The sequence below is a fragment of the Cytobacillus sp. MT66 genome, assembly GCF_058792595.1.
Map to the genome: position 1 here is coordinate 1 of NZ_JBXAFB010000015.1, position 21252 is coordinate 21252.

Annotated in this window: 29 protein-coding genes and 1 pseudogene; 9 read left to right on the forward strand and 21 right to left on the reverse strand. The window is 35.4% G+C overall.

Annotation, left to right across the window (positions count from 1 at the left end; all coding sequences use genetic code 11):
* Positions 1–78 precede the first annotated feature (78 nt).
* Positions 79–726, reverse strand: a pseudogene (locus tag AC1Q59_RS20610) (SpoVR family protein); the annotation flags it as partial.
* A 105-nt stretch (positions 727–831) separates the two neighbouring features.
* On the opposite strand from AC1Q59_RS20610, the gene AC1Q59_RS20615 reads away from it, so the two are divergent.
* A complete protein-coding gene (locus AC1Q59_RS20615; RefSeq protein WP_492367742.1) occupies positions 832–1647 on the forward strand; it encodes a DUF3888 domain-containing protein in 816 nt (271 codons plus the stop codon).
* Positions 1648–2001: 354 nt separating this feature from the next.
* Here the strand turns inward: AC1Q59_RS20615 and spoIIP are convergent, their stop codons facing one another.
* Together spoIIP and AC1Q59_RS20625 are read right to left on the reverse strand one after the other, a co-directional pair.
* Positions 2002–2904, reverse strand: a complete 903-nt coding sequence (gene spoIIP, locus AC1Q59_RS20620) for a stage II sporulation protein P (RefSeq protein WP_492367743.1) — start codon at positions 2902–2904, stop codon at positions 2002–2004.
* Positions 2894–3430: an RNA polymerase sigma factor gene (locus AC1Q59_RS20625; RefSeq protein ID WP_492367744.1), complete on the reverse strand. Its 537-nt coding sequence runs from the start codon at positions 3428–3430 to the stop codon at positions 2894–2896. Before AC1Q59_RS20625 ends, spoIIP begins: the two co-directional genes overlap by 11 nt.
* Positions 3431–4580: 1150 nt before the next feature.
* On the opposite strand from AC1Q59_RS20625, the gene AC1Q59_RS20630 reads away from it, so the two are divergent.
* Both AC1Q59_RS20630 and AC1Q59_RS20635 read left to right on the forward strand, forming a co-directional pair.
* Positions 4581–5129 (forward strand): hypothetical protein, encoded by a 549-nt coding sequence (locus AC1Q59_RS20630; RefSeq protein WP_492367745.1) that lies wholly within the window; start codon positions 4581–4583, stop codon positions 5127–5129.
* A 64-nt stretch (positions 5130–5193) separates the two neighbouring features.
* Complete coding sequence (locus tag AC1Q59_RS20635) at positions 5194–5466, forward strand: cold shock domain-containing protein (RefSeq protein ID WP_492367746.1); 273 nt, start codon at positions 5194–5196, stop codon at positions 5464–5466.
* Positions 5467–5632: 166 nt separating this feature from the next.
* On the opposite strand, the gene AC1Q59_RS20640 is transcribed toward AC1Q59_RS20635, so the two are convergent.
* The 4 genes from AC1Q59_RS20640 to AC1Q59_RS20655 form a co-directional block, all read right to left on the reverse strand.
* Positions 5633–5890 (reverse strand): hypothetical protein, encoded by a 258-nt coding sequence (locus tag AC1Q59_RS20640; protein ID WP_492367747.1) that lies wholly within the window; start codon positions 5888–5890, stop codon positions 5633–5635.
* Between the two features lie 138 nt (positions 5891–6028).
* Positions 6029–6295, reverse strand: coding sequence for a hypothetical protein (locus AC1Q59_RS20645; protein ID WP_492367748.1), 267 nt, complete (start codon positions 6293–6295; stop codon positions 6029–6031).
* A 306-nt stretch (positions 6296–6601) separates the two neighbouring features.
* Positions 6602–7753, reverse strand: a complete 1152-nt coding sequence (locus AC1Q59_RS20650) for a DUF4179 domain-containing protein (RefSeq protein ID WP_492367749.1) — start codon at positions 7751–7753, stop codon at positions 6602–6604.
* On the reverse strand, positions 7750–8316 hold the full coding sequence (locus tag AC1Q59_RS20655) for a sigma-70 family RNA polymerase sigma factor (protein ID WP_492367750.1): 567 nt from the start codon (positions 8314–8316) through the stop codon (positions 7750–7752). Before AC1Q59_RS20655 ends, AC1Q59_RS20650 begins: the two co-directional genes overlap by 4 nt.
* A 344-nt stretch (positions 8317–8660) precedes the next feature.
* Between AC1Q59_RS20655 and AC1Q59_RS20660 the strand changes: the two genes are divergently transcribed.
* On the forward strand, positions 8661–9224 hold the full coding sequence (locus AC1Q59_RS20660) for a hypothetical protein (RefSeq protein WP_492367751.1): 564 nt from the start codon (positions 8661–8663) through the stop codon (positions 9222–9224).
* Positions 9225–9288: 64 nt separating this feature from the next.
* Here the strand turns inward: AC1Q59_RS20660 and AC1Q59_RS20665 are convergent, their stop codons facing one another.
* From AC1Q59_RS20665 to AC1Q59_RS20685, 5 genes are all read right to left on the reverse strand, one after another.
* Complete coding sequence (locus tag AC1Q59_RS20665; protein WP_492367752.1) at positions 9289–9732, reverse strand: NUDIX hydrolase; 444 nt, start codon at positions 9730–9732, stop codon at positions 9289–9291.
* 105 nt (positions 9733–9837) lie between these two features.
* Positions 9838–10353, reverse strand: coding sequence for a hypothetical protein (locus AC1Q59_RS20670; protein WP_492367753.1), 516 nt, complete (start codon positions 10351–10353; stop codon positions 9838–9840).
* Between the two features lie 106 nt (positions 10354–10459).
* Positions 10460–10783: a hypothetical protein gene (locus tag AC1Q59_RS20675; protein ID WP_492367754.1), complete on the reverse strand. Its 324-nt coding sequence runs from the start codon at positions 10781–10783 to the stop codon at positions 10460–10462.
* A gap of 27 nt (positions 10784–10810) precedes the next feature.
* The gene (locus tag AC1Q59_RS20680) at positions 10811–11008 is read right to left on the reverse strand and encodes a hypothetical protein (RefSeq protein ID WP_492367755.1); all 198 of its coding nucleotides are present in this window, start codon (positions 11006–11008) and stop codon (positions 10811–10813) included.
* Positions 11009–11095: 87 nt separating this feature from the next.
* On the reverse strand, positions 11096–11464 hold the full coding sequence (locus AC1Q59_RS20685) for a hypothetical protein (protein WP_492367756.1): 369 nt from the start codon (positions 11462–11464) through the stop codon (positions 11096–11098).
* A 150-nt stretch (positions 11465–11614) separates the two neighbouring features.
* Here AC1Q59_RS20685 and AC1Q59_RS20690 point away from each other — a divergent pair, with 150 nt between their 5' ends.
* The 3 genes from AC1Q59_RS20690 to AC1Q59_RS20700 all read left to right on the forward strand — a co-directional run bounded on the left by AC1Q59_RS20690 (position 11615) and on the right by AC1Q59_RS20700 (position 12645).
* Entirely contained in the window at positions 11615–11869 is a 255-nt protein-coding gene (locus AC1Q59_RS20690) for a hypothetical protein (RefSeq protein ID WP_492367757.1), read from the forward strand.
* 206 nt (positions 11870–12075) lie between these two features.
* On the forward strand, positions 12076–12393 hold the full coding sequence (locus AC1Q59_RS20695; protein WP_492367758.1) for a hypothetical protein: 318 nt from the start codon (positions 12076–12078) through the stop codon (positions 12391–12393).
* A gap of 57 nt (positions 12394–12450) precedes the next feature.
* Complete coding sequence (locus tag AC1Q59_RS20700) at positions 12451–12645, forward strand: DUF4367 domain-containing protein (RefSeq protein WP_492367759.1); 195 nt, start codon at positions 12451–12453, stop codon at positions 12643–12645.
* Positions 12646–13004: 359 nt separating this feature from the next.
* Here the strand turns inward: AC1Q59_RS20700 and AC1Q59_RS20705 are convergent, their stop codons facing one another.
* From AC1Q59_RS20705 to AC1Q59_RS20720, 4 genes are read right to left on the reverse strand one after another with little or no spacing between them, the layout of a single operon-like run.
* A complete protein-coding gene (locus tag AC1Q59_RS20705) occupies positions 13005–13280 on the reverse strand; it encodes a hypothetical protein (RefSeq protein WP_492367760.1) in 276 nt (91 codons plus the stop codon).
* 45 nt (positions 13281–13325) lie between these two features.
* Entirely contained in the window at positions 13326–14942 is a 1617-nt protein-coding gene (locus tag AC1Q59_RS20710) for a recombinase family protein (RefSeq protein WP_492367761.1), read from the reverse strand.
* Entirely contained in the window at positions 14939–16390 is a 1452-nt protein-coding gene (locus AC1Q59_RS20715; protein WP_492367762.1) for a recombinase family protein, read from the reverse strand. The genes AC1Q59_RS20710 and AC1Q59_RS20715 overlap by 4 nt, the downstream gene beginning before the upstream one ends.
* Positions 16391–16421: 31 nt before the next feature.
* Positions 16422–16568, reverse strand: a complete 147-nt coding sequence (locus AC1Q59_RS20720) for a hypothetical protein (RefSeq protein ID WP_492367763.1) — start codon at positions 16566–16568, stop codon at positions 16422–16424.
* Between the two features lie 104 nt (positions 16569–16672).
* Between AC1Q59_RS20720 and AC1Q59_RS20725 the strand changes: the two genes are divergently transcribed.
* Positions 16673–17002: a helix-turn-helix domain-containing protein gene (locus AC1Q59_RS20725; RefSeq protein ID WP_492367764.1), complete on the forward strand. Its 330-nt coding sequence runs from the start codon at positions 16673–16675 to the stop codon at positions 17000–17002.
* A gap of 94 nt (positions 17003–17096) precedes the next feature.
* On the opposite strand, the gene AC1Q59_RS20730 is transcribed toward AC1Q59_RS20725, so the two are convergent.
* Entirely contained in the window at positions 17097–17324 is a 228-nt protein-coding gene (locus AC1Q59_RS20730; RefSeq protein ID WP_492367765.1) for a hypothetical protein, read from the reverse strand.
* A 117-nt stretch (positions 17325–17441) separates the two neighbouring features.
* Here AC1Q59_RS20730 and AC1Q59_RS20735 point away from each other — a divergent pair, with 117 nt between their 5' ends.
* Positions 17442–18911, forward strand: a complete 1470-nt coding sequence (locus AC1Q59_RS20735) for a recombinase family protein (protein WP_492367766.1) — start codon at positions 17442–17444, stop codon at positions 18909–18911.
* Between the two features lie 145 nt (positions 18912–19056).
* On the opposite strand, the gene AC1Q59_RS20740 is transcribed toward AC1Q59_RS20735, so the two are convergent.
* The 4 genes from AC1Q59_RS20740 to AC1Q59_RS20755 all read right to left on the reverse strand — a co-directional run bounded on the left by AC1Q59_RS20740 (position 19057) and on the right by AC1Q59_RS20755 (position 21247).
* Complete coding sequence (locus tag AC1Q59_RS20740) at positions 19057–19449, reverse strand: hypothetical protein (RefSeq protein WP_492367767.1); 393 nt, start codon at positions 19447–19449, stop codon at positions 19057–19059.
* A gap of 43 nt (positions 19450–19492) precedes the next feature.
* On the reverse strand, positions 19493–20365 hold the full coding sequence (locus AC1Q59_RS20745) for a helix-turn-helix domain-containing protein (RefSeq protein WP_492367768.1): 873 nt from the start codon (positions 20363–20365) through the stop codon (positions 19493–19495).
* A 100-nt stretch (positions 20366–20465) separates the two neighbouring features.
* Positions 20466–20798, reverse strand: coding sequence for a hypothetical protein (locus tag AC1Q59_RS20750; RefSeq protein WP_492367769.1), 333 nt, complete (start codon positions 20796–20798; stop codon positions 20466–20468).
* A 125-nt stretch (positions 20799–20923) separates the two neighbouring features.
* Complete coding sequence (locus AC1Q59_RS20755; protein WP_492367770.1) at positions 20924–21247, reverse strand: TIGR04104 family putative zinc finger protein; 324 nt, start codon at positions 21245–21247, stop codon at positions 20924–20926.
* Positions 21248–21252: the final 5 nt, after the last annotated feature.

Consider the following 21252-nt stretch of genomic DNA (forward strand, 5'->3'; position numbering starts at 1 on the left):
ATAAAATTAAGGGTGGAGAAAATTTGTTGATTTTCTTCCACCCTTATTTAATTTAGGGACTTATCAGACAGCCCCTTGTTAGATATATTTTCTATGAATACTCTTTCCATCGTAAGTAAAGAGCATATTTTTCCCCTCAACAATGGTTTCCATATGGACATTTCGTCCCCAAAGCTGCTGGATATATGGGAGGACTTTTTCAAGATATTTAAGGTCCAGCTCGATGCCTTCAAACCAGTGCTTTAAATACAATTCTCCATTTTTCATATAGTCTCCATCATTTACTGTCAGATATGGAAAACCGCCATTTACACGCATATTGACAAGCTGGTCACGAACATGTTCCCATTGCTTGTCGACAACCTTATAATCCTTGCCCTGCTTCTGGAATAAATACATATCCTCACGCATGACCAAATCTTTTGTCAGGTAATTGCGCAGGAAAGAGATATCTGATTCGATTTCACGCACTTCAAATATTTTCTCACGGCCAGATCCGGGTTTGATCCCATGAGCCTTCATTTCTTCTGTCGGACTGTTATATCTCTCTTCAATATCTTCAAAAATCTTTAATCCGAGGTAATATGGATTAATACTTGTTCTTGACGGCTGGACAACACCTGCATTCAGCTTAGCAAATTCAAGGGCTTCTGCGCTTGTTAAATCCATTTCCCGCAGTATACGCTGATGCCAATATGATGCCCAGCCTTCGTTTCGCATAGGTGTTTAATCGTTTTTTTGCTTAATTACAAAAGAATGGCAATCATTAAGATCTTCATTGGAGGGAAAATAATAAAAAAAATTTGACGCTGCAATGGGGATGAGAAATTAATGAAAAAGTTAGCCATATTAATCATGGTCTTTAATGGAATTTCCCTTCCGGTTCAACAAGTAAAGGCAGATTCTTTAATGAAATGGGAAGATGTTGCATCTATGCAAATTAACCGCACGTCCGGGGGGACACGAACTTTCAATGAAAATGATGGTATTGAAGCATTCGTCATCCAAAAGGTGATTGAATGGATTAACACAGCAAGCCATGTAAAAGAAACATTAGAATTAATTAGTAAAAAAACTCCGATTGCCGTATTAAAAATTAAAATGAAAAACGGTGATATTGCTATAATAGAACCTGCTTATGACTGCCATGTTCAAAATCAAACAAAATTTTGTACGCTGGCAGATGGTGATGTCATACTTACCCAAAAGAATCAAAAGCTTCGATTGAGATCAATTGAGCTTTTTGATTGGCTTCTGACAGGATGGAAACATGAAAGTACAACGCCACCTCAAGATACCAAAGAAATGATGGTCAATGATATATTAATGCTTTTATTAGGTCCAGAAATTGATAAAGCGGTAAGTAATTATTACTCTGACTATTTAACTTATTCGCCATCGGTCTATCCTTACCAAGTTGAAATCGTAAATGTAAAAAGAATTGGTGGGTTCCGTACCTTTCATTTTTTAATAACATTAGAAACTACACCAGTAGTTGGAGCACATAACCCAGTAGGAAAGGACAGGTTAACGTTTGAAATAGCACCAACAATACCTGATCAAATTAAGTTAAAGACTTTTCAGCATCTCGAATCATATGAACTTCCTCCGCACTTGCAAAACTTAATAAAACGGAAAGCTCAGTAAACAAGTTACTGCTTGGAGATATTCAAGCAAAAAACTCACCGTTTCTGGGGAGTATTTTATTTGTTTTTTTATTTCCTTATTTATTTTAACCATTATTATATATATTTGTGATCATTATGGCTAATCCAATTAAATTTGTCCTTTGGAAAAAATAGCGTTCATTTCATTAGCCCCTCCCTTGAGCATGTATACTTTGCCATGAAAATCCACTATTTTTGCTGAAGAAAGAAAAAGATGGGATTACGGATAATTATCTAATCCTAAATTGCTCAGTCCAAAATGGACTGAGCAATTGCTGTTTTATTTCACGCTAATTGAAATAGCATTCATTAGTTGGAAAGGTACGACAGTTTTTTATTTATTTGTCCTTAGAATGTCACTAATAATCTCCGCAAGGATATCTGCGGTTCTGTATTCTTCTTCCAACGTGTTTTCAAAGCCTCCAATTTCTAACAGAACGGAGTTATCTAAAAGGTCTTGATTATAGGTATTTTGATTAGGGTTGTTTTTAACTATGACTCCTTTTGATAAGCCAGGATATTTTAGTTCAAGTTTATTATGGAGGAGCTCTGCATTCTTAAAATTTTCTTCAAAATTGCTGCTTGACCGAGATACGATAAACGCAACTGTTGGGTAATCTTTTCCGTTTAAGTTAATCGTTGTGTCGCTTCTTTTTTCGGCACCCCGGTGTATATCAAATACCATTTTAATACTTTTGTTCTTCTCTAAGGCGGTATTTATTACGTTTCTTGATACCTCATAGGACTTAGTAAAGGATAAACCTCTCTCTTTTAGAATTCCCATGATATTGGTTTTATCGTGGATGGAATTAATATTCTTCTTCTTTAACGATTCGCTTAATCTTTCTCCGACTAAAGATATATTTTTATTTTCATGAAATGCTTCGCTAGGTTCGTTTGTTTTTGATTCAGTTGCAAATGATTCTTTATTGTGAGTCTGATATATATAAACTAAAGGATCTTGGCTATTTATTGAAGATGGTGAATTTACTTCTCCAAGGGAGTATAGATTATTGGATATTGTATCTTTTCCCCCATAAAAGAAAAACCAGGAAATTGCTAAAGCGCATATTATAAAACTGGTTGAAGCAAAAGAAAATTGTATCATTCTTCTTTTTCTTTTTTGTTTCCTGGCAATTTGTCTCAGTTTCTTTGAAGTTTCTGATACAAAGTCTTCTCTGGGGTCGAGCGGAAAAGATTCTTTAATTAGGTCAAACAAATCCTTATCAGTTTGCATTCCCAATAACCTCCTCTGCATTCATCCTTAGTTTCTTTTTAAGTTCTTTTAAGGCTCTGTGATAATCCACTTTAACCTTAGATTCACTGCATTGAAGAATTTCAGCTGTCTCCTTTATTGAAAATTCATTAATGCCTCTGAGGATCACTACTGCCCGATAATTCGGTTTTAATTTTGAAATAGCGGTATGAACAAGCCTTTTAATCTCATTTTGTTCAATTAATTCATTAGGTTCTTTTTCAGTTGAAGCCATTTTTTTAAAAAAACCTTCCTTAAATATTGAATAGAATTTTTTCTTTCTATAATGGTCAATGGCTGCGTGTTTTGCTATTGAAAAAATCCAGGTCTTTAAGCTGCCAGTGGTAAAATTAGATAAATTATTAAGTACGCGAATAAATACTTCTTGTGTTAAGTCTTCTGCATCATTTTGATTTCCAGTAAAACAAATAAGAAACCTGTACACATCTAAATAATGTTGCCGATAGATTTCAATAATTTTATCTTCTAAGTCCTCGAAATTATGCAATACTTCGCCTCCTCATTTATGTTTTCATTTATTAATCGTTCGAGCATTGTGAAAAGTTACAACATTTTAGTTCATTGTTAATGTTGATGACAAAAAGCTTTTGAAATGGAGTTTTTATAAAAGACCCGTATAATTGGTTGTATCCTTTCCTATAATTACCAGATACGTTACTAAATTCTGTGTTGATCACTTGTTTAACCTTCAACAGGTATCCTGGTAAAATTAAAGTGCAATGATTGCTTTATTAAAGTAAAATTTGGTTTAATTAAAAAGACAAAAATAAGTACATATTTTTAACTATGTAAATTTACAGGTGTTACTTTATTTATGTAAAGCGATTAAAGATTTTAAACAACAGTAAATAGAGATTTAAAAACCCCTCTCTTTTCAAAAAGGAAATTTTATTAGAGTTTTATAACAAAGGTAATATTACAATTAATAGATTAGTTGATTAATATTACTTGGGCAATATTACTTCAACCACTCAATGTTTTGGCATTCCATAAGCGGATTTTGTTATTGTTCTTGCACAAGTAATTTTACTAGAGTATATACCCCTATGCCGAACTCTAATTAAACATTACTACCCCTGCGCCGAACCAATTTCATCACCGAACGTTTTCCTTTGATATCAATCGATGGAAAAGCCTTGATACGTATGGGACAAGCCGTTTTTTTATTCAATCTTAGTCCGGCAAAGGGATAGGGCTGGGATCCCAGCCCTATCCCTTTGCCGGGCTAAAAAAAATGCACTAAAGCCTACTCCTACCCCTATGCCGAACTTTTAAGCCTGTCCAAATAAAATTGATTGTAAGCATTTAGTAGCTTAATAAATTTACAGAGTTAATTTTGATCAAATAGTTTTATATCTGCTTGCCCATGAAAGCTCTTTTTTAAATATTAATAATTATTTCCCTGAAATGAAAAATAGTGTACTGTACGCAAAGCCTAATTTAATTGATTTATGGCTCAACGATATTAACACAGAGATACCGGTTCTTTATCTAATGTCCAATTTCTCTATAAAAAATCACATACATATGGAGATTTTTTACAGGGTTATGGAAATGAAATGTTAAAATAAAGATATAGTTGAAACACTCCGACATACAGAATCATTGCAATTACAAAAATCCAAGGAGGGGTAGAGATGAAAAAATTATTATCAGTTTCAGGACTTATTTTACTTTTACTTGTTGGTTGTCAGGGCGCTGAAAGAGGAACCCTTGATACATCCAAATTAAAAGAAATAGAAATGAGCGATGTAACGGAGGAACAAAAGAAAAATATGCCGATAACTTATGAAGCAGCATCATTAGAAGATGGACTCGCTGCACTTCCGTTTGATATGACTCTGCCTGATGAATTACCATTTAATGCGATGCCTTTTCAACCTCCAGTTATAAATGACTTAACACATGATGGCAAGAAGCTAATGGCGGAGTTTAGAACTTTTTCAGAAAACAAAGATGAAAATATTATTTTAATGATAAAAGCAAACTATCCTGTTTCCGACAGTCAAATGCCTAATTCTGAAGAAGTCGAATTAAAAAATAGTGTAGCCGGCGAATATCTTGGAAATGCGTTGTCTTTCCGGCGGGGTGATGTAAGTTATGATGTTGTTTATGTTAATAAGAACATTCCCGTAGAACAACATAAAGAAGAAATCATGCAGATTGCTAATCAGATCATCGATTAAAAAATGCTGGGATAATCAAAAAAGTACTGAATAGGTTAAAACCATAATGTCGGAGGTCGTTAAAATGAGGTATAACATTAAAGGAGTATGTAAAATTTATCATGATGACGAGGGATGGGGATGGCTTTCCGTTGACGGAGAAGATGACGTTTGGGTACACTTCAGTAGTATTCAAGTTGATGGATATAAATCACTAGTCGTAGGTGAAGAAGTAATTTTTGACCTCAAAGAAAAACCAAACTTAAAAGAACAATCGCGTCAAGCTTTAAATGTTAAGAAAATCAAAAATAAAGCCGGCAAGTATCAAATCAAGCTAACTGAATGTCTGTATAAATAGTTTAGTATTGTTACTGCAATAATTTACCTAATACATCGTAATTTTTCGGATAACAGATTGCTCCATCTCACCGGAAAATTGCGCGCGGTCTAAAACCCAAGGGATAACGCACCTTTTTCCGCTGCGTTACAAATAAGCCTCATTAGTAAAAGGAGGCTAAATGCGGTCACGAAGTTAACTTATCGAATACGATACCAACGATAAAACCTAATAGAATGATAAGTATTCCTACACCCAATGCAACTCTTTTTGCAGGAATATTAAATTTTCCTAAAAGCCAGGATATGAAAGAAACGGAAACTCCGATAATAATATACTTCCAAAACCCAAATTTATTAAAAAGAGGGGATGTTCCAACAACGATAACTATAAATAATACGCTGAAATATAATGGAAACCCTAGTCTAATTTTCGTTTTTTGCACATTGATCTCCCCCTATGCTTCTTTACTTTACCGTAAAAATCCACTTTATTGAAGAACGCCATCTATATTACAGAATAAAAAACACAACCCAGTGAAAATGAATCGTGTTTCGTTAGCTCTCTATATTTCCTGATTACGCTAGTCTTCAATATTAGCCTGAACGAACCTAATTGACTTTGCGACAAAGTTTTTTCCGAACCAGCCATAAATAATTTTAAGATGACCGAAATAGCCGCCCTGAACGCTATTGTCACGATACACATATACACCCACAATCCCTACAAAGGACCCATCTTCGATAAGATACTCAGTTCTTTCGATGCTGTAATGCAGTAACCGGGGATTGACAAAATTATACTTAGAAAGGTCAATTTTATATTGCTTCTTGCCAGCATAAATCTTCACAAAGCTGCCATTTTGGCTTATTTTCGTGGGGCGCTTAAAGGTTGCATCAATCTGTTCCGGAAGCTATATATGAATTTGAAAAATACTTTGATCAAAGATTTAAATTGCCGCTAAGATTCCTATGATTAATTCGAACACCGATCACCTAAACCTCGAGTAATTTTAAAGATACTCCCTTTTTCCTTAGATCAACTTCCACTTTTCATCTAGATCTAAGTGACATTTACTTAGTTATTTTGCTCTGACGCTAAAAAAACTAAAAGAACTGTCCCTTTAACAAAAGACAATCCTTTTCAGTGATTTACGTTATTTTTTTAATTCAATAATAATATTTTCTAAAACAAATTCTTCTTTGCCTTTACCAGATTTGTCAGGCAATAGAACTTTCTTTGGTCCATCATTTGTTATTTCAACAGAACCATAATTATCAGAATTGTAATCTCTTAAGGTAATATGAGGAATGACAATAAGTTTCGTTGCATTTTCGTCTAATTTTTCGAATGTTTTGCTCCAACTTATATCATAGGAATCTGCACCTTTTCCTCCATTGCCTTCACCCGAGTAGACGTTTCCTAAGTCATCCTTTATTTCTAATTCAACATCCACTCCATCCCATTTGCTTCTTACCTTTTCAGAAACCATTTGGTCGTAATAGATAATAAAAGACATCGGGGTGATCGAAATTTTACCTATATTTACTTTTACTCCGTTTTGTTCGGAACTACTGTCACTTATTTGCATTGTATTGTCAGTAGCATTTAAACTAAAAGCAAATTTCCAATCTCCTTTTATCCAAGTCTGATTATCTGGGTTCCGAATGCCCGTAATATCCCATTTAATGTTAGCAACATCTAATTTACTTTCTCCCAAATTACTTGCTGTTAGTATGCCTACATATTTGTTTTCATCTACCTTAGATGTTCCGTTTGTACCCGCTGTACCTTCCATCCCTGTTATTTCAGGACCAGGAAAAATACCTGCATGTTCACCTAAATCTTGTTCACTTTCAATAGAATATGTGATCGTTACCGTTTTCCCATCAAAAACTGCATCATTAACAGTAAATTTAACTCCATTACTTTCCTTAGTTATATTTAATTCATTGGAGTATTCCTTATAATCATAATACAATCCAGTTTCTTCCTTAGTAATATCGCTTTCATTGGAATTCGCTTTATTACCTTCGTTTTTGTTGTCGAAAAAACGGAATATATCTTCAATCACAGGGATGTTTCCAGCATAGGCAGGGAATGTTAATCCAAATGTTGCAGCTGATAAACCTACTATAATTGATGCCACCGCAACATTCTTTTTCCAACTCTTCGCTTTGTTCCTTTTACCTATTGATTTCTTCAGAGCTTTTTTTACTTTTGTTTTTTCGAAGTCACTTACTTCAATTTCTTCAAATCCACTTTCGTCAATGTTTATATCATTTAATAATTCATAAATGTCTTTCATATCCCATTCTCCCCTAACTTAAGATTCGTAGCTTTTTTATTAAGTTTCTTTTTGCCTCGATAAATTCGATTATCTATTGAGGCTTTGGTCAAGCCAAGCTTTAATGAAATTTCCGCAGTATTTAATCCTAAAAAGAACTTCATAATAAAAATTTCTCTTTCAATGGGATCTAAATTATTGATTAACTTGATTAGTTCAGTTCTGTCTTCCTGTATAAGCAATTCATCTTCAACAGATTTTTCTGCATTCAAATGTACATCATTTGAGGGAATTTCTGTTTTTTTACTGAGCTTTCTGTAATAATCAATCGATTTAAACTTAGCAATAGCACAAATCCATTTCTTAAAATCATTTGAATCGCCATGAAATTTATCCGAATTATCCCAGATTGATAGAAAAATATCATTAATACATTCTTCCATGACACCATTGTTATTAAGGGGGCTAAGAACTTTATATGTAATCCCCTTAACTAATGGCAAATATTTATCAACTATGAATTCTATCGCGTCTTCTTCTTGTTGTTGCAATCGCTGTATAAAATTTGTTTCATTTGACGTCATTTAACAATTCCCCTTATTTTTGTTGTAAAAGCCTTTACACCCTATACAACGTATTAAAAAAGATTTTTTCTCACATTTACAATAAACTTCTTTATTTTAATCTATCATAGTACCAAAGAGACCCGACCGCCATTTGAGCTTGATACGATTGATTACCTATTTTGCCAGTAAGTGCGTTAGGGACCAAAAATAAAGATAACAAAGCTTGGGAGGATTTTCTGCGATAAGCGGAAGTGCTCTTTATTTTCAACCGTCCGGGGTGCAAGTTGTAAGTGCTTAACTTGCATGGATGGTTTTGATTATTCAGGGCAAACTATCCCTAAATATCATTTAAGGTGATGAAAATGAATAAAGACGCCCTTATTTTATTACTTTTATCCGGCGCATTATTTTTAGGCACAGAAACCGGAGCAGCATATACAGTTCCCAGTGACACACCTCCGCCGCTTGAGGAAGTGTTCACCGAAATTGGATATAATACGGTTCCCGAAGCTGTAAATGAATTAGAAAAGCATTTCGAACAAAGCCTTAAACTTCCTCTGAGAGTTCCTCCAATCGAATTTACACACTGTGTTGGAAGATTTAGCAATTTAGAAGGGGAAGTAAATGATTCATTTGAAATGAAATATATTAGCGATAAACACCCCGAAAATCATTATAAAATCAATGTGCGACCAGTTAAGCATAAGATCCCAATAAAAGATAGGTACGTTCTGGAAACATTTGAATTAAGGAATAAAAATAAAGCCATATATATGACTATTTCCGGTTTTAATGTGTTGGTTTTTGAAAAGGACAATTGGCAATATATGATCAGCATTGATAAAAGAGTATCCGACAAGGTTACGCCCGAAATATTAGTTGAAATTGCTGATTCGATTGGTTATGTGCCTCAAAGAAAAAAATAAAGGAAACCCATCTATTTGGGTTTCCTGTGTTCTTATTGAAACAATGTTCATCAAATAAAATAACCTAAATAAAATATTTTTCAATAATAAGCCTAGCTCTTTCATCAAGTTGAGTAGGTAATTCTTCAGCGGAGAAATATTTTAAATCCAAACTTTCGCCATCATTCATAGCTAGCTTACCACTTATACCTTCTGCTAAATAAACACATATAACGTTATAGACTTCGTCGCCATTAGGATATTTAAAATAAAGATTTTCCCCCGACAAGATATCAATAAACTTTAAACTCTTTGCTTTTAATCCTGTCTCTTCAAACAGTTCGCGCTCAGCAGTTTGCTCTAAGCTTTCACCAAGTTCCATTGAGCCTCCTGGTAAACCCCATTCTAAAGTATCTGATCGATGTTGAAGTAAAATTTCCCTTTTTTTATTTACCACTATAACCGTTGATCCAACACTTATAATTGGTTGGCTACCGATTAACTTCCGTAATCCATTAATATACCCCATTTTTCTCCCCCATCTATTGTCCATTTATAAGAACTAATACATTAATTAAAAGCATTCCTGCTATTGCTGTATAAACAGACCCGTTAACATAATATCAATTAGATGTTAATTTAAGGGGGATTTAATCTTTTCATTTAGCTCCTCCGCTTGGTTCATAAAGGAATCCATATTTTTACTAATAGTAATATTCAATCCTAAGCCTACTTCACGAAGAATTTCTCTTAACTGTTCAAAATCCTTTTTATCCTCTTCGGTCAATTTAGCGAAACTGTATAGCCTATCATTCGAATATTGACTCAATTTAATATATAAATGCTCCAAGGTTTTCTTATCGCTTTTAGAAAGCGTTCCTATTTGTTCACCAGTAGTCATGCTAAGCCAAATTCCGTTTAATACATCCCCCAATTCAGTTGTTACCAAATTTGGCTCTGACCAATCATTATCAACTTGATGCGCAATCAAACCTTCCAATTCCACCAAATTATTCTGCACCTCTGTGACAAGCACTTGCTCCTTAACAAAATTCATCTTTAGAATCACCCAAGCTAAAATTGCGATAAATAATATGTTCAAACCTATTGATATTCTGAACAGCCATTTTCTCTTTTTACTGATTTTCATTCCCCCCCTTACTAAAGAACATGTACAAATAAAAATTCTCCGGTACTAAACGAGGTTTCATTGCCTTTGTCTAATAAAACTTCTCGTGCATTAGAATGATAGAAAACTATTGTTTATTTCCTGAATTAATTTTCGCCATTCCAACCAATAAACAAATAATACTAATAGCCCAGAGAATCCCTGCTGAACCTATCCATAAAGAAGCGATCTCGGAAGCCATTGTTTGATAGGTGTTCGAATTTATTCTCATCGCCTTTAAAAGTGCAATCCCCGCGAAAATAAAGATAATGAAATGTGCAATAAATAAATTATAAGCACTTTTATTGTTTTTATTTCTTATCCTCAAAGCAATAATTGAAATTAATGAAATTAACATAAGAATTGAAAATCCCCAAACTAACATTGGATAAACCTCTTGTTCCATAGGCAAGTAAATCATCCCCTTAGCTGAATTAAGTTATTTATTGTTTATTACGGATTCAATTGGCGGCTTTATTTCCCCATCATCGAACCTATAATCTAAAATATATATTTTGAAGAGGAAATTACCTATCATAAAGATAATGAGTAAAACTACAGCAATAGAACTCCAAAAGACTCCTTTTATAATAGCCCCAAAGACTTTGGATTCGACTAACATATCTCCCCAATTCATAATTTCCTTCCCACCTATTTCACAGTTTTCCTGACTTCATTTTAAGCTCTTCTTTCACTAACTTTTATCGTTTAGTTTAGGCTAATGTCATTCAGTCCTTTCCTTAACATTATTAATATAAAAAGTGCGAGCTTTTTCAAGATCAGAAGTTTCATAAGCAATTCCTTTGTAATCTAGAAATATATAATAAGGCGCTTTTTCGATATTTAATTTTGGGTACACATCATCAATTCCCTCATAATAAACCTGATTTATTTTATATATGTTCTTATCAACATGATCGGATAGAAATTCCGGTTTTTCCATTTTATCGTCATTAGCATGAATGATGATTATTGAAAGCCACCCTTTTTTAGGCAAATCTTCCGGATAGGGATAACTCATATTTGAACAACCTGCGAATGTAAGTAAAAACGAAAATAATATAATAACACCAAATGAATTAATTTTTTTCATGAACTCCCCCCTACACACATTCAATTTAATTATAACTAATTTACAGAAAAATGGGAAAAGACCTCTTGATGCTTTGATTTATTTAAGGTAAGTAGTGAATCCTTGGCATATGCATAATGATAAGAACATTGGTGATTGGGGGATTTATAATTGGTTAACTGGGGGGAAATCAGAAAAAAGGGAAAAAGCCGATTTGTTCTGACATCCGGTTTGGTATTATCCATTCCGTTGGTTCTTGATTACTATACAATCAGGTTTCTTCTAGGTTCATTTAAAATAGAAATTATTGTTATTGAGTTATTAACTGTTTGGATTGCATGTTTATTATTGGGGTTTTCATTCGCTCTATACGGTTGGGGCAGAATGGAAAAAGATTGGCTTAATAAAAATTCTTTATTCAAGTAAGGCTCGGTTTTAAACTGATGTCTTGACAATATGTTACTCTCGTCTGAAATAAGTGACAAGCCCATGCAAAGTCTGACGCGAAAAAGAATAACTCAGGGGGGTTAGGGGTTTTTCAGTTATTACCGCCGGTAATCATCCACGTGCTAAGGCAGCAATTTTGACCATTCTGGGCAAACTATACCTAAATATCATTTAGGGTGATGAAATTGAAGAAAATCGTTCTTTTTCTATTGCTTTTATCCAGCGCCTTAGTTTGCGGGACAAATAATGGAGCAGCATATGCAGGTCCGCTCGAGAAAATGTCTGCGCAAATTGGATATAAAGCTAATTCTTTGTCAGAAGATCTAAAACAAAAGACTGAATTCAAACTTTTTTTACCTAACAAAATTTCATTTGATTCATTTGAAATTAAAAGTCCCTTCCCTCTAGACCTATCCAAAACAGTACCAGAAGTCAGATTACATTATTTTGATGGTGAGAGGTTAAAATTTGCAATTACCGAACATAAAGCAGCTGGTTATTAAATTGAGAAAGAAGAAATAATACTCGACTGGTCAACCAAAAAAAAGCAAGTTAAAAAGGTGATTGAAGAATTCAAGCCCAATTATCATATTGGTGATACCGTGTTAATAAATGGTCATGAGGGCAGGTATATCTCATGGGAAAATTCACCCGGAGGATTATTATGGTGGATACAAGATGATACTTTTATTGAAATAGATTCCGGAACATTAACGAAGAGTGAAATGATCGAATTGGCAAAAACAATGAAATAATTAATGAATAGGCGCAGACTTTTGTAGCCGCCGACCGAAATGGAAGTAAAAAGTGCCTAAAGCATTTTTACTTCCATTTGAATCATTTAAAATTAAATCCAGCCGTTTTGACCGGATCGTTTTCTTTATCGTCTTCCGAACCCATCCCTCGTCTGGATAGAGGTGCAAGCTATTATAATAAATCATTTGTAAATCCTTATCAGAATTTATATGAAATGATTTATCGGTCACAGCAAAGAAAACAAACATGGGCGCATTTAGTATGCGTACCGTTCCACTTATACAATATTCTCCATTATCTCTTTCTATACAATGTTTAAATTCAATTTTGATTGTCATATTTACATATTCCACACCCGTCAAACAAAAAGAAAATGCAACCTGAACTGATTATGGCTAATAATTTTCTCGACAAGTTCCCTTCGTTTTTGTACTGGTAAATGATAATACCCCATGCTTTTTTCATCCTTCATTAAAATATCAAGAAACCCGATACACCACTCATCATCCTTTCCGGATTTTTGCAGCATGACTTGATACCAGCAGTTGTCTTCCATCTTTATTTGAACAACAGCAAAGGCAAAGTTCATTGCTTGAATCGTACATTCACCAAGAGGGTTCTTTGACGGTTCCAATAAAAAATACCCCTCTAAAATATCACCTTTCATATCCTTTCCTTTCTATGAAATTTCGCTTGGATGGGATCCGAATTCAATGATCCCTCTTTCATCAAGATCCACCTTTGCAGTAAGTTCATATTGGTATTCCTCTCCTTGACCTCTGACGGTGACTTTATCCAGCAAAAATAGAATTAATCGTCTAAATTCCGGCTCGCTAAAATTATATTCAAAATTAGTCAGCGTGCTGGTAAAGGTTTTGAAATTCTCAACATCTCCATATGCCAAGTTAAGCTGCTGCATTTCTTTTTCCTTTTGTTCAATTAGTTTTTCGTAATAGTTCATTTTCTTGCGCAGGCTAATTCTCACTTGTACCAAGGCATGCTGAAGTTCATCTGGTTCAGGATTTTTTTGCATCAATGATTTTTGCTTTGTTTCCACATCCCTTAACCGATCCGTTAAAGAAAACAGTTCCTTTTTCAATGACTGTATATGAGCTTTTATTTCATTAATGTCTTTTTGCACTTCCTCCATAACCTCAGCTTGAAGTTCCTTTTTCTTTTTGGAAAAAAACTGATAATGCCAGCCGGTTAAGAACTCCTTGATGAGTTCCTCATTTACCTTTTCCACGCCCCATTTCTGTTTACACGATGAACAAATATAATACTTCCCTCCGTAATGTTCACCATTTTTGTCCTTCTTTCCTGATGTGTAGTTTTTTCCGATTGCCTTTTCATCGCAATCCTTGCAGTAGAGGACATCAATGAAAAGGTAAGGTGTAAGAAGGCTATTTTGTGATACCTGTCCTCCCTTTTTCTTTTCATAAATTTCCATGCAATGATTCCATTCTTCTTCCGTAATAACGGATGGAATTTTTTTGCATTGCCCCACTGTCCATTGGCTTCTATCCTGAATAGAATTTCCCGCCCCAGGTACAACTCTCTCTGCTGTGTTGTACCCTGCATAAAACGGATTGGTTATAATGGATTTAATGCTTGCTGCTACCCACTTCCCATATCCGGTTTCATTTCTTTTTGGAGACTGTTCATTCATTATGTTTGAAATCCGCTTAAACCCGTAGCCCCTTCTGTATAAATTGAAGATTTCTTTCACATGTTCAATCCGATCAGGAATGGATACGATAATGCTGTCACCATTTTCATCTACATCATATTTGTATCCATATGGCAGATTACCACCAAGCCAATCTCCTTTGGCTGTAAAAGATTTGTAATTGTCCCGGGTGCGGATGCGCGTGTTTTCCGATTCAAGTGAACTTAGACCAATTTCAACCATGATTTCAGTTGGGCTGTCCGTTGTATAAAGCTTCTCTGATTCTGTCAATATAATCGGAATGCCTAATTCCCGAAATTCTCCCCAGAGCTGCATGTGCTGGTCTATTCTTCTTGCAAGCCTGTCCGCCTTATAAACCAGTACACAATCAAAATGCCTTTCTCTTGCTTTTTTTCGAAGCAGATCTAGCTGCTGCCTTTTATCAAGGGATTTTTTAAAAGCGGAAACGCCCTCATCCACAAATTCTTCCATAATCGTAATGCCATATTTGCTGGCAAATTCGTAACAGATATGGCGCTGTGTATCTACATTCTGATCATTGGTTGAATGCCTGCCATAAAACACCCCTTTTAACCCTTCCTTATTTAAAAACTCGGATAGTATCACAGAATCACCTCATTTGCCTCCATAAATGGATGCTTAAATACAATACGAATAGAATCATCGTCCACAAAAATGCCCTGGATTAGATCCTTTATTAATTCTTGTTTCCTTTGAAAAGGAAGCAAATCCCATGTATCCTTTTTTAACACCTCATTCTTTATTTCATCCACAGAATCAGGCACTTCTGTATATTTCAGCCGTTTCGTCTCCAGATCAAAAATCTTTTCTTTTATTCTTTTCACATCATTTGAACAGGTTAGAACCTTTTCCCTATTCGATTCGCTTCCCTTTTTGATCCATCTGTTGGTTGCTTGGACTAATTTTTCCTCAGCAGCTTCCAGCTTTTTCTCCAGCACTGTTTGCCGTTTTGTTAATTTGACTAGATTTGTTTTAAGATGGGCAGCGTATAACTGATCGAAGCTCGTCTCGATTAACTCACCGAAAAATTCTTTTGTTCTTATATAAACGATATTCTCAATTTCCGCTTGTTCCAATATAATGCTGTGGTCCTTGCACTCGTATGCTGCGTATACCGTCCCATTTCTGATTCTTTCGCTGGCTATCAGTATCTTTTTCTCTTTACACAAATCACAGCAAATAATTTCTGACAGCAGGTAATGAAATTTTTTTCTTGCCTGAATTGGCTTTTTCCGTTTATCGATCAATTGCTGTGCACGCTCAAATGCTTCTGGCGTAATAATGGATAGCTCCTCAACTGAGCGGGACACTTGCTGGTTACCAAAGGTGGCTACTCGAAGCCCCATATAAATGGGATTAGTCAGCACATCAGAAATATTATTCCTTGTCCAGTATTTGCTGTGCCGTTTAATCCCATCTTCTTTTAATTTCTGAGCCAATTTCTCCATATTTATATATTCATCTGTATTCCATTCCGTAAAGATGGTCTTTACAATCTGCAGCTCATCTTCATTCCGGATAATTTTTGTTTTCTTTTTGTCAGATGAGTAGCCGTAAGGAAGATTACCGATACTGCTTCCCCTTAAAAAATTGTTCAATTTGGTATCGGCAATTCTTAAATTGATTTGTTCTCCTTCTCGCTGATTCATAACGCTAATAAATAACTCCATCATTTCGCCGAAAATATCAAATCTCATTGGCGGCTCATTTTCTGCAATAAAATGAACCTCGACCCCATGGGTTTTAAATAGGTTGTATAGCTCAAGATGCTCCTCCACCTTCCGCGCCAAACGGTCCCTTTTATAGACAAGTAACTTGCCGATTTTTCCGTTACGAATGTCCGTCATTAATTTTTTCATCTGCGGTCTTTCGTTCAGCTTATTTAATCTTGCTGAAACGGACGGCTCTGGATATTCCTTATCAATCAGGATCCCTTTTTTTAAGGCATATTGACTGATATTGTATCGCTGTGATGGTACGGATTCTTCCTGGAGCTTTGTTGAACTTCGATAATAAGCAGCTGTCTGTTTCATCCTTCACCCTCAAAATGAATATTTTTTGCTTCTACTTATCTGTATTCGAAGCATTTTCTAAAAATTTCTTTTTTGTAATTTCCATGAATAATTCCATCCATTCCTTTGCTGCATCCGGATCATGGATATATTGGATCGAAGTAATTCTCCTCTTCGGCTTCTTTGTTTTCGACATCATTCATCCCCCTTTCATAAACGTTGAAGGAATTTTCTGGCTGCTTATCGAATAGGACAAGTATCTTATTTCTTATATTTAATTATCAAGGAACGGAGGTACCCCAAATGCTGCAGGAGATCGGACAACGTATTCGCACTTTACGAACTAGCAAAGGAATCGGTTTAAATGCATTTGCCGAAAAGATTAGCGTTTCACCTGGCTACCTGAGTAACTTAGAGACAGGGAAAACGGACACCATTCAGTTATCCCTTTTAGAGAAACTTCAATCTGAGCTTCACTTGCTGCCGCTTGAATTGGAAAGCGCAAGCGAGCTCGATTCCCGTCTTAATCACGCAAAAATGCGGTTAAAAGAGTTGGAACAAAGTCATCCGGAAGCAGCTGAGTATCTGCTAACCACTTTTGAAAAAGGACTGGAGCTTCTTTTGAAAAAGTAGCTTACATCCTAATTATTTCCACAATTCGATTTTTTATTCATATATACGAACACAGTATTTACTATAATGAATAAACATCTAAAAAAAGGAGAGCCTAACCAGTATTGGTGAGGCTCTCTTCTGTTTCGACCGAAACCTGAATGATTTTGCTGGAGTCTGTTTGCAGTTCTTGATTTAAGGAGTGGAGCGCTGAAAAATGCCTTACCTTCTTCTCCCAAAGCTGAAAGAATTGTTTCGCTTTTTCCTGGTGTGTTTCATTTAAGTCAGAGAATTCATCAAAGCCGATGTTGCCGATTCTGAAATGAACCCTAAGGTCGTCCATTCAATCCCTCCTTATTCATGTCTATGCAGAAGAACGAATGGGACAACCCTTGAAATGATATTTTCATGATTTTCTCTTTTTCTACATATATATGGACAAACAGGCATGGAGGAGTAAATGATGAGCAGCCAAACGATTGAAGCCAGCAGATCTATTGCACTTTACTGTCGCGTATCCACAGATGAACAGGCGAGGGAAGGTGTTTCTCTAGATGAACAGCAGGAGCGGTTAACATCGTATTGCCGAGCCATGGGGTGGAGTGAAAACCCGTTAGTATTTGTCGAGGATGGCTATTCCGCCAAGAATATGGATCGTCCCCATTTAATAAAGCTTATTGAAAAGGTTAAAAAAGGGCTCATTTCGAAAGTATTAGTAACAAAGCTTGACCGGATGAGCCGGCGCCTAAAACATTTGCTCGAAATCATCGATTTATTCGAAGAACATAAAGTTTCATTTATATCCATCAGCGAGTCATTTGACACCAATACACCTTCAGGACGGTTAACTCTTCAAGTTTTAGGTGCCGTAGCAGAATTTGAACGAGAACGTATACGCGAACGCGTATTTGAAAATATGCTTCACGGAGCAAATCACGGGAAGTGGCTGACGCAAAGCCCCTATGGCTATGACCTAATCAACAAGGAATTAATAATAAATGATGAGGAGTCGAAAGTGGTTAAAAGAGTCTTTGATCTTTATTTGAACAATGGTCTTGGTTTTTATTCCATTGCTAAAAAGCTGAATGAGGAAGGCATTCCATCCAAACAAAAAAAGCAATGGTCGATACGTTCCGTCAAACTAATGCTGACAAATCCCGTATACAAAGGAACGCTTGTATGGAACCGGGTAGACAGAACGAAAAAAAAGCAGGTCGAAAAAGATAAAGACGATTGGGTTATTGTCGAAAATGCCCATCCAGCCATTATTGATGAAATCACTTGGGGTGCGGTCCAAAAGATGATGGATAAGAAGCCGGTGCACCCGCGCTCAAAAACCAGTCCTCACTTATTAGGGGGATTTTTAAAATGCGGTCGCTGCGGCGCTGGAATGAGCATAAGCTGGTCTGGTCCGCAAACAAACAGGATACGTGTGTATCGCTGTTCAGCAAATAAGAATAAAGGTACTTGTACGAGCAAGCCGTACAATGCAACCGATGTAGAGACCTGGTTTAAACAAGGACTGTTGCAGCTATCTCAGTCGATGAATCAATCCTATATATATAAAGTAGCTAAACAAATCCAAGATGATGAGGATCATGCATCAATGCAGCAGATTCATTCTGCCAAGAATCGTTATAAGAGAAAAGTGGATGCCTATGCTGCCGGACTGATTGAAATCGAAGATCTCCAGGAGGAAAAGGAAAGGATGGATAGGATCATTCAGGAAGCAACCAACAGAACCGCATCCAAAACCCAGATCGACACATCAGAACTGGAAGATAAATTAAATAAAAAAATGGCTTCCATTATAGACGCCATTGATAACCTGCCGGTTGTTGAAGCAAAATCTCTTGTCAAAACACTGGTGGATAAAGTGATTTTATATGAAGAGAAAAATATTGAGATTGTTTTATCCATACCTTCATGATCCGTCACCAATGGCAGCACTTAATCGTTTGCCATTGGTTTTTCGTCATCTTTTCCGGCTAGGCTTCTTCAGTGAAAAAACAACCTTCTACTACAGGTAGGGTTGTTTTCAAAAAAATTCATTTATCTGGCGGCTGGAGGGCATTTTACTTATCACTGGCATGTAAAAGTATAATTTCTGTATGGTCACCCCATTCGACCGTAAACTTCATTTCGGTGTCCTCTGTAACAAAAGCACAGCCACTGCAAGCGCTAGTTCCTTCGCTTTCTATAGCTCCATTGCTTTTTAGCGGTTGGGCTCCGCTTGAAGAACCGGTATTGTCTTCAATTTTGTATCCTATTTCGCTGCCTTCAACGCTTTTAATATCTTCTCCCTTATACCTGAGCATAAAGCCTTGTTCTTGCTTATCCTCTGTTTGCGTTACTGTTACCGTTGCGGACCAATTTTCACTTTCACCATTAAATATCAATGTTTTTGATTGACAAGCGGAAAGAGTGAATAGAGCAATAATGTATAGAATCAGATAATTTCTTCGCATTCAAGAACACCTTCCTAGAATATTATCAATCTTCTAAACTATGTTATCCGTTTGCCATATTTAATTCTAATTGCTCGTGATCATGTATTTGTTCATCCATATTGTCAAAGTAGTATTCGATTGCATTGTCGATAAAGCGCTTTTTCTGCTTATATTTTTTTTGGGTAAATGGGCATGTAATGTTGTTGTCAGCATCCAACAAATGGGGCTTTATTAAACCATCATTAAAGATTTCCTTATAAATGGAACTGAGGTGGGTTTCGAAAGTAGCTTCGTCAAATTTTTGTTCAAATTTTTTAATTGATTTGTTTCCAATTGACTTAAACCCCTCCATTGTAATCGTCAGGTCATTCTCAGCTGCTTTTTTTCTTTCTTTTTTATTTTCATCCTTTTTCGGCTTAGCAGCTGCTTGTTTGAATTGCCTGTTTTCCTCATCAATTATTTCATACAATTGAGTAAGGAGTTCCACTTCACCTTTCAGATCATTATTTTCTTTAATCAGCTTGCTGTTTTCTTCCATCTTTGTAATGACATTCATTTCAACGATCTGTTTTTCCTGTTCCATGTCATTTAGCTGATCTTCAAGCTCTTGAACCCTGTTGCGCAATTCAAATATTTCATTTTTCTTTTCATCCTCTTTATGATCCTCGATATTATCTTGGGTTTCTCCTTTATCGAGATTAAGGTTCTTAACGTATTCATCGTAAACATTCATTATTGAAGGTAATCCCGGGCGCTGTTCTTCAATAAATTCAAACAGATCTTCTTCGGAAACCCTATAGCCTTCTTTCCGATTTTCACTCCGGACTCCATGGATTTTACCATCGCGAATCCACCTGGATACCATCTGGGGCGAATCAGTTATATAGTACCTTTGTAAAATAGCTAAAACTTCGTGAACGTTGTATTCTCTCATCAAATATCCTCCCCATAATATTACTTACGTAACTATATGAAAGGAAACTTAAATAAGAACTGGATTCAGAAAGAAAAATAATGTTGTTACTAATGCAATATTATAGGCTCTTCTTCAATAAATGTAACTTCACACTTCCATGTAGCACCTTATCAAATAGGATCGTTTTAAACTTTTTTTCGGTCTTTTTATTTAATTTAAGAAGTCCGACATGAAGAGTCTTACTTTCCTCATCCGCCCATATAGAAGATAGTTCTATTCCATTTTGTTTAAATAAATTTTCTTTTTTTACAATTTCCTCATACAGTTTATCGTGGACGGTATTAACATCAATAGTAGTTTTATTTTCTCTTTCTTCCTTGGAACATCCCACGGTAAAAATAAGATTAATAATAATCAAAGCAACCATAAATTTTATTTTATTATTTTTCATTTACACCCTCCAATTTCAACTCACTTCCCTTTGTAAGAATTAAATATTGAGCTATCCTGCTACACCCTCTAATGTGCCTTATAATTACGTATAATGCGTGCCACTGTTGCTTTAGGTGCATTAGTTCACAAGAATTTTTTATAAGTAACAAAAAAAGGTGTAAACAAAGATCCGATCATACCAACAAAAAGAGCAATGCCAATTGTCATAAAAATATTGTAAATATTGTAATAATTGATCAGCAGATGACCGACAAGGAGCATTGGAATAGTGGTTAAAGAAGTAAAAATAATTCTTCCAGGCATTGTTATCTTATGTATAGTGCCACATTCGTTACATTCAATAGGTTTATAAGTCCACCAGAATGATTTGTAAATTTTACTCCAGCTAAATTTTGCGGTGCATTTCCCGCATTTTTGCAAAGCATAATCACCTCCATTAATAAACACACCTT